We start from the raw sequence: 8,253 nt of genomic DNA, 5'->3' as shown, positions 1-8,253 counted from the left end.
CCGACAGCCTCAACCGGGACTGGCTGATCACGACGGTCAAACACACCGGCAAGCAGCCCCAGGCGCTGGAAGAGGAAGGCGGTTCCGAGCCCACCACCTACAGCAACACCTTCAAGAGTGTGCCGGGGGATACCGCCTGGCGGCCGGAGCCGCCGCAGAGACCCATCATGGACGGCCCGCAGATCGCCATCGTCACCGGCCCCCAGGGCGAGGAGATCCACTGCGACGAGCACGGCCGGGTCAAGGTCCGGTTCCCCTGGGACCGTTACAGCCAGAACGACGAACACAGCAGCGCCTGGCTGCGGGTCAGCCAGGGCTGGGCCGGGGGCAGCTACGGCTTCATGGCCCTGCCCCGCATCAGCCACGAGGTCATCGTCTCCTTCCTGGATGGCGATCCCGACCAGCCGATCATCACCGGGCGCACCTACCACGCCACCAACACGCCGCCCTACGCGCTGCCGGAGCACAAGACACGAACCACCCTGAAGACCCAGACCCACAAGGGCGAGGGCAGCAACGAACTGCGCTTCGAGGACGAGGCGGACAAGGAACAGATCTACGTCCACGCCCAGAAGGACCTGGACCTGCTCACCGAGAACGACCGCACCGAGGTGATTCACCACGACAGCCACCTCACCGTGGACAACGACCGCTACGCCCACATCCAGGCCAACGACCACAGCACCGTGGATGGGGAAAAGCGGGAGAAAATCGGGAAGGACCTGAGCCTGACGGTCGGCGGCACGTTCCACCAGAAGTCCGGCACCGCCACCCTCACCGAGGCTGGCAGTGAAGCGCACTACAAAGCCGGCGCCAAAGTCGTCCTCGACGCCGGCGCCGAACTCACCATCGCCGCCGGTGGCAGCTTCCTGAAAGTCGACGCCAGCGGCGTCACCCTCTCCGGCCCCACGCTCAAGATCAACTCCGGCGGGGCGCCGGGGAGCGGTTCGGGGCAGTCGGCGCAGGCGCCTGGATTGCCGCAGAATGTCGAGCCCGCAGAGCACGACGTCATCACACCGCCACAGCTGCCGCTGACACCGCCACAAGTCGCCAACCTGAAGTCCGATGCGCCATTCTGCGAAGAGTGCGTTGCTTGCCAGAACGGAATCTGCGATGTCTGAGCACTCTGGCACCCAGGTCGGGCCGGAAGCACTGCTAGCCAGTCGCAGACCTGACGACAACCTCTATCTGGTGCTGAGCGGTACCAGCGAGTGCCAGCCCGTTCGCCAGTATTTCGAACACGACGGCTCGAACGCGCTGCCGCTTTACATGGGCACCCCCTACGCCAGCTGGCAGGAAGTCATGCCTTACCTGGCGACTATGAGAGCAGACAGCCCGTTCCTCGGCTGGCTCAAAAACGAGTCCAAGCCCGATTGGGGCTGGGCTGCACTCTCGACTGAGGAAATGGATCGCGTCTTCACCCATTTACGAAGCCTGACACAGATTACGCTGGCGTCCGAAAAGCACGTTTTCTTCCGCTATTGGGACGCCCGTTTTCTGGCCCTGATCGTCGATCAACTAGATCTTCATCAGCATGCCAGCCTGATGGGGCCCATACGTATTTGGGCGGATCAGACCGGCCAGCTTCGCGAGACACCTCCGGCGAAGGAGCCGATGGAAGATCAACCGTTTCCGTGGTTCAGACTGCCCGCTTCCGTCGAGAAAGCGCTGGCCGCGGAATGTCGCGATCAACTGGTCGAGAATACAGTTACCGCACTGGACAAACTGGAACCGTCGCCCCTCGCAGACTACCCGAAGCCGGTAGCCCGTCAGAAGGTCGCCCGCCAGTTAAGAAAGCTGCTTGGCACATCGCCGGTGAGTGAGCTGGACACCGCCACCTTTAAGACATTGCAGGATCGCCTCCGGCACGAGGTCGGCCGTCAAGGATGAAGTAAGGATTCGCCATGAACATGACGCACAGGATGGAAAAGTCAGCCGCCAGCGACGACACATCGGACATCAGCAAACCCGACATTAACGAGCTGACCCGCGAACTGCGAGAGTCCGTAGTCAGGAACTACGACGACTGGAAGGACGACTGGCTCAAGTCCATTTTCTTGAGCCACGAGCAGGTGCTCGAAGTGAATGGCGAGAGCACTAGCGAAGGCATTGACGAGGACGAAGTCGTCTCCTCAACAGTGGCGCCTTGCCAAGCCGTGCGTACCCTGAAAATTGCTCACTTCCACGAGAACATTAAAAAGACTCCGATACCCAACACCGCGTTCGAAGTCCAAGAGAAGGATGAAGGCTGGATTTCCACCGACTGGGAAACCATCGCCAGCGGCACGACCGACGCAAACGGTCTTGCGGAAGTCAAAGTTACGCCCGGCAAGGAATACCGCGTTGTCCTTTCCCCTGACATCACCAAGGCTGACATGGATACCCTGTATGCCAGCTATGACGGGTTTATCGAATCCTGCTGCGGTGTGCTTCAACAAGCCTGGACGGGGGGTGCCAGTGCTCGTTGGGACAACTACCTGGCATTGCCGGAAGATCAACGCTCCGATGCCGTCTACAGCAGCGCCGTCAGTGGGTTGGCCGAAGGATTTACCGGTGTCGTCGACGACCTCAAGCGCATCTACGATGTCATTTGCGGCATTCTGGATTATGACTTCTCAGACATGCCAGAGGATATGGCAGAACAGTTCGAGAAGCTGAAAGAAGCGGATGACGCGTACCTCAAGGCCTGCCTCGTCGCTAACGATGAGATATTCCTGTTCATTGTTATTTATACCGTTCGTCAGTATTTCCGTCTGCTCACACCCGTCCAGGTCGCAGAGGTGGTGGGTGAACTGATCGGTCAAATTCTATTCGATGTTGTTGTCGGCCTGCTGATTACCGGCGGCGTAGGGCTCGCCACCAAGTACGGTGCCCGTGTCGGTTCCAAGGCCGCCGCACGCGTTGTTGGGCACGCTGAAGCAGGCGCTGCAGACAGCATGGATCTGGGCAAGTTCATGGCGAGTCTATCGAGAGGCTTCCAAACCTATATGGACGACATTGGGACCAATCACCGGAGACTGCAGGTCGCCGGTGATGGCCGCCTCTCGCCCTCTTCCAACGTTTCCGGCGGCGATATGAGGCGACAACACTCTGCCTACACCTCCCTGGCAGAGAACGACCGGACAGCTCCCCTGGAATCCGGGCACCAGCAGAGCGCAACGATCTCCGAAAAGTCGAACGGAGATGCGGGCCCGAACGAGAACTCCCCCTCTTCGACCGACCAGGGAGAAGCCACACAGGACATCAATTCAACCGAGTCGTGCGGTGACCCCGTCAGTACAGTCACCGGCGAAGAGATTCTGGAATTGGTCGACGCCCGCCTGGACGGTCCGCTGCCGTTCGAATTCAAGCGCGTGTACCGTTCCGGCTCAAGTGACCGGCAATTGGATATGGGCTACGGCTGGCGCCACAGCCTCAACCACAGCCTCACCTTCGACAGCGATGGCATTACCTGGCACGACCATGAGGGGAAAAACACCCGCCTGCCCTCACTGGACGCGGCCCCCTTTTCCAGCAACGCGCAAGCCGGCATGGCGGCTTGGTGGGATGGCAACACCATCGTTGCCTGCGCCGGCGAAAAGATGCCCCGCTACCACTTCGAGCGACATGGTGACAGCGGACGACTGGTACGCATCAGCGATCGCTATGGCAATGAGCTCAGAGTGGGATACGACTTGCATGGCCGAGTTCAACGAGTGGCCAGTGAATCGGATCAGGCACTGGCCTTTGAATACCAAGATGGACGACTCGTTCAGGTCGACCTACTGCATCGTGAATTGACAGAAAATGGCCCTGCCTGGAGCGTCCTGCAAACGGCCCACCGATACGCCTATAACGACATTGGTGATCTGGTCGAGGCGGTTAACGCCGCCGGCGATACCGAGCGCTACGCCTTCGACAACCACATGCTCACAAAGCGGACCCTCGCAAGCGGCTACAGCTTCCACCTCGCCTGGGACGAGGCCACGCCCAAAGGTCGCTGTGTGCACCAATGGGGCGACAGCCCGGAAGTGGATACCCACTTCGCCTGGGATGACAAGCAGCACACCTGCACTGTCACCTACGCCGACGGCAGTGAAGAACACTGGCAATACGATGGCGCCGCCAAGCTCCAAACCAAGATCGATCCCGACGGCGCCGAGCACGTCAATGAATACGATGATCAAGGCCGCCTGACCGCCAGTGTCGATCCGCTGGGTGCAAAAACCTCTTACGCCTACGACGATAGCGGCCGGCTGATGAGCAAGGTGGGGCCGGACAACCAACCGATCCAATTCGCTTACAGGCACGGCCGTATCGCCAGCATCTACCGCAATGGCCAGACCTGGCAGTTTGACTACACAGCCAACGGCGATCTGGCTCGTGAAACGGATCCCAAAGGCCGCACCACCGCCTACCATTACAACCGACGTGGTCAGTTGACCCAGATGGACCTGCCTGACGGGCGGTTCCACACCTGGCAATGGAACGACAGGGGCCAACTGCTGGAAGAGCGCACGCCCACCGGCGCGGTCGAGAAATACCGCTACGATGCATTCGGCCGCCTGCTCGCCCGCAAGGACGCCCGGGGTGCCATCACCCAGTATGTGCATGACCCGCTGGGCCGCGTGATCGAGGAGCGCCTGTCGGGCAACCGCTCGCGTCGCTACGCCTACAACAGCTTCGGCAAGGTGACCCGGTTTACCGATGAGCAGGGCCGCGAGACCCGCTACGAGTACGACCGCAACCTGCACCTGCTGTCCCGTCGCATCAATCCGGACGGCAGCGAACTCAAATATCGCTACGATCACCATCGTTTCCTGCTGACCCAGATCGAGAACGAACGCGGCGAAACCTATCGCATCGATTATTACCCGAATGGACTGGTCCGCCAGGAGACGGCCTTCGACGGTCGTCGTACCGCTTACAGCTATGACCTCAATGGTCACTTGCTGGAGAAGACCGAATACGGCACCAGCGACGAAGCCCTGCAAACCACGGTCTACGAGCGCGATGCACTCGGCCAGCTCAGCAAGAAGATCCTGCCGGACGGTCGCGAGATCGCCTACGCCTACAACCCCGACGGCCAGCTTACTGGCGTCGACGACGGCCACTGGCCGCTGGCATTCCAGTACGACCAGCAGGGGCTGCTGCGTACCGAGCACCAGGGCTGGGCAACTCTGCAGTACCACTACGACGACGTCGACCGTTTGACGGGAATGACCTTACCCGACGGCCAAACGATCGGATATGAACGGGATACCACCGGACTGCTGGCTGGCATCAACCTCAATAGCGAGACCCTAACCCGCCATCGACTGTCCGCGACCGGCGAGGAAATGGAGCGTCAACAAGGCGCCCTGCTCAGTGCCTATGAATACGACGATGAAGGCCGCCTGACCCAGCACCGCCTACACCAACAGAAAGCTCAAGGCATCGTCCAGCAACGCGACTACCGCTACGACACCAGCGGCAATCTGCAATCAATCAGCGACAGCCGTAAGGGCCTACGCGAATACGTCTACGACCCTCGCGACCGCCTCACCGGCGTGCGTGGCGACGTCTACGAACGCCTCGTGCACGACCCCGCCGGCAATCTGCTGGAACAGACCGAGAGCGCCGCCGGGCCGGCCCAGGCCAACGTGCAGGGCAACCGCCTGACCATGCACGGCGACTGCCATTACGAGTACGACGATTTCGGCAACCTGATCGCCGAACGGCGCGGTAAGGATCAGAAGCTGGTCACCACTTACCGCTACGACTGCGAACACCGGCTGGTGGAAGTCACCCGCCCCGACGGCCTCAGCTTCCGCTACGAGTACGACGCCTTCGGCCGCCGCATCGCCAAGGAAAGCGACCGCCAGCGCACCGAATTCGTATGGCAGGGCGACCGCCTGATCGCCGAGGAAACCGGCGACCACTACCGGACTTACCTGTACGAACCGGACAGCTTCCGCCCGCTGGCCCTGGCGGACGGCTACGGCCCGGAACAGAGCACCGTCTACTACTACCAACTCGACCACCTGGGCACGCCCCAGGAAATGACGGATGCCCAAGGCCAACTGGTCTGGTCCGCCATCTACCGCGCCTACGGCAACGTGCTTCGGCAGGACGTGGCGGTGGTCGAAAACCCGCTGCGATTCCAGGGCCAGTATTACGATCCCGAAACCGGCCTGCACTACAACCGCCACCGGTATTACAATCCCACTAACGGGCGCTTTATGACGCCCGACCCGATTGGCTTGGCGGGTGGTCTGAACAACTACCAGTACGTGCCAAACCCGACCGGGTGGGTGGATCCGTTGGGGTTGGCTTGTGTTCCAACTCAATGCCCCGGTGCTGTCGAAGGAGGCACCTGGAAGTTCAACCCTGAAGTCGATAGGGATTGGCGTAACCTTGAGGGCTCCCCGCATCAGCAGATGCACGCCGGCTTGGAAGAAGCATTCAAGTTGACAGGAGTTCCCAAAGCAGAATTCACTGTCACCAAGTGGGGGAGAGATAACAATGGAAAGTCATTTCCGACAGAATGGAGAGTAATCTCAGGCCAAAACAAAGGCGCGGAAGTAAACATCGATGACCCGACATTAGTACCATCTACCGACGGACCAGCAGATCCTCATGTGGGTTATCAAACTCCCGGCAAGAGAGGCTCGGGTGGTGCGGCAAGAGGACATATAATTTTATCTCGCGTCCCGGTGTCCCGAAATAGAATTGGAGTTGATTAATGGGCTTTATTGCAAAGGAAATAGAAGAAGAAAGCAAAATCAACAATATCTCGATAAAAAAAATAGAAAACACTGATAAATCAAGGATAATTGAAAGCATCAATAAGAAGTTCGGATCCAACGCTCAGTTTCCGGACCCAACTAGCTTCGATTTCAGCAAGAAGGCACACTCGCCTAAGTTCTGGGAACAGACAAGCAACTTGCACTATTCTGGCAATCCAGTCCTAGGAATATACGATCGCGAGTCATACTTCTGGAGTTTTGAATCAGGTAAAGAATTAGAACGCTTATTATCCGAAACCACCGGTTTTCCATTTTGGATTACCGATGAGGAGCTTTCATTTCTTATTTACTTTGATGACCATGATTGCGTGCATGAAGCAAAGAACTTATAGCATCAAAATGGGAAGTCCGGATTATGAATTGTAATTGAAGTCGAACCAGAGCTTGAGTCATCTCAACTGCGAATTCATCACGAGTCTGCGGACCAAGAAGAAATTGAACATTGGGGTTTTGAAGCAGCGATTACAGCACTCTCCAACTCCAGTGATAGGTTGATCCAATTTGTTGCATTTAAGGGGGCGGGCTATTCCGCCAAACTATACATTGATGAGCAATCCAGCTCCCCAATTGCATTGATTATAACTCGTCGCTCCCAACCGGCGCCGCCAATTGATGCTTCTGGCAGAGTGGTTCCCAACAAACCCTAAATTATTCGTTGGACAATAATTTAGCCTGTAGGACGCGGTTCGACAGGCCTCCCCGCATTCCACTCTGTCGCAACCTCTCAGCTAGAGGCAAACGCAAAGGGCCGGATAGTATGAAACGCCACTCTGCCGGGCCGCCCATCCGGCAGCCCGGCAACGACATACTTCAGACCTTCGCCGAAGGCCGCGCCTTGATCCGGTCGTACCACGCCTGCAGATGCGTCTGCTCCGGCTTGATCCGGATATCGTTCACTTTATTGAAATCGATGGTGGTGAAGGCGTTGATGTCGGCGGCGGTGAAGGTGTCGCCGCAGATGTATTCGCGGCCTTCCAGGTGCTTGTTGAGGAAGTGGAAGAATTTCTCGACGTTCTTGCCGCACTCTTCGCCCCATTCCTTGATCGGGTTCATGCGGTCCTTGAAGTAACCGGTGGTGTGCTGGAAGCACATGCCGGTGGGCAGGAAGAAGAAGAACTCGATCCAGCGCAGCCACTGTTCCACATGCGCTTTCCCCAACGCTCCCTCACCCATTAATGGTGTGGTTTCCGGGTGCAGTTCCTCGAAGTAGCGGCAGATGGCCATGGTTTCGGCCACGCTGGTGCCGTCATCCAACTGCAGCACCGGCACTTTTTTCATCGGGTTCATGGCCGCGTATTCCGGCGTCAGGTTCTCGCCTTTCTGGATATCGACCTGGACGAACTCAACCTCGTCAAGCAGGCCTTTTTCGGCCAGGAACATGCGGACCCGGCGCGGGTTGGGCGCCGTCTTGGTTTCGAAGATCTTCATGGAGACTCCTGTCTGTCGACTGAACGTCTTTTTGTTGTTGGTATCAGATGATTCTGTT

General features: G+C 58.5%; 5 protein-coding genes. 4 read left to right on the top strand and 1 reads right to left on the bottom strand.

What is annotated here, in order from left to right:
* The 4 genes from EB809_RS12815 to EB809_RS12800 all read left to right on the top strand — a co-directional run.
* On the top strand, window positions 1–1,121 hold a 1,121-nt coding region (locus tag EB809_RS12815; RefSeq protein ID WP_123635215.1), incomplete at its 5' end, for a type VI secretion system Vgr family protein.
* Entirely contained in the window at window positions 1,114–1,890 is a 777-nt protein-coding gene (locus EB809_RS12810) for a DUF4123 domain-containing protein (protein WP_190294893.1), read from the top strand. The genes EB809_RS12815 and EB809_RS12810, both read left to right, overlap by 8 nt.
* Window positions 1,891–1,910: 20 nt before the next feature.
* A complete protein-coding gene (locus EB809_RS12805) occupies window positions 1,911–6,704 on the top strand; it encodes an RHS repeat-associated core domain-containing protein (protein WP_411711070.1) in 4,794 nt (1,597 codons plus the stop codon).
* Window positions 6,704–7,099: a hypothetical protein gene (locus EB809_RS12800; RefSeq protein ID WP_123635212.1), complete on the top strand. Its 396-nt coding sequence runs from the start codon at window positions 6,704–6,706 to the stop codon at window positions 7,097–7,099. The genes EB809_RS12805 and EB809_RS12800 overlap by 1 nt, the downstream gene beginning before the upstream one ends.
* A gap of 478 nt (window positions 7,100–7,577) precedes the next feature.
* On the opposite strand, the gene EB809_RS12795 is transcribed toward EB809_RS12800, so the two are convergent.
* Entirely contained in the window at window positions 7,578–8,195 is a 618-nt protein-coding gene (locus EB809_RS12795; protein ID WP_123635211.1) for a glutathione S-transferase family protein, read from the bottom strand.
* Window positions 8,196–8,253 lie beyond the last annotated feature (58 nt).

Origin of the sequence: Marinobacter sp. R17 (assembly GCF_003789045.1) — a bacterium.
In the GTDB taxonomy this organism is placed as follows: Bacteria; Pseudomonadota; Gammaproteobacteria; order Pseudomonadales; family Oleiphilaceae; genus Marinobacter_A; species Marinobacter_A mangrovi.
Note: the sequence above shows the minus strand (reverse complement) of the source record. Positions and strands in the feature narration are given on the sequence as shown.

Bases quoted from the DNA above. Each gene is read 5' to 3' on its own strand.
- EB809_RS12810 (WP_190294893.1), top strand. From the start codon at position 1,114: ATGTCTGAGCACTCTGGCACCCAGGTCGGGCCGGAAGCACTGCTAGCC.
- EB809_RS12805 (WP_411711070.1), top strand. From the start codon at position 1,911: ATGACGCACAGGATGGAAAAGTCAGCCGCCAGCGACGACACATCGGAC.
- EB809_RS12800 (WP_123635212.1), top strand. From the start codon at position 6,704: ATGGGCTTTATTGCAAAGGAAATAGAAGAAGAAAGCAAAATCAACAAT.
- EB809_RS12795 (WP_123635211.1), bottom strand. From the start codon at position 8,195: ATGAAGATCTTCGAAACCAAGACGGCGCCCAACCCGCGCCGGGTCCGC.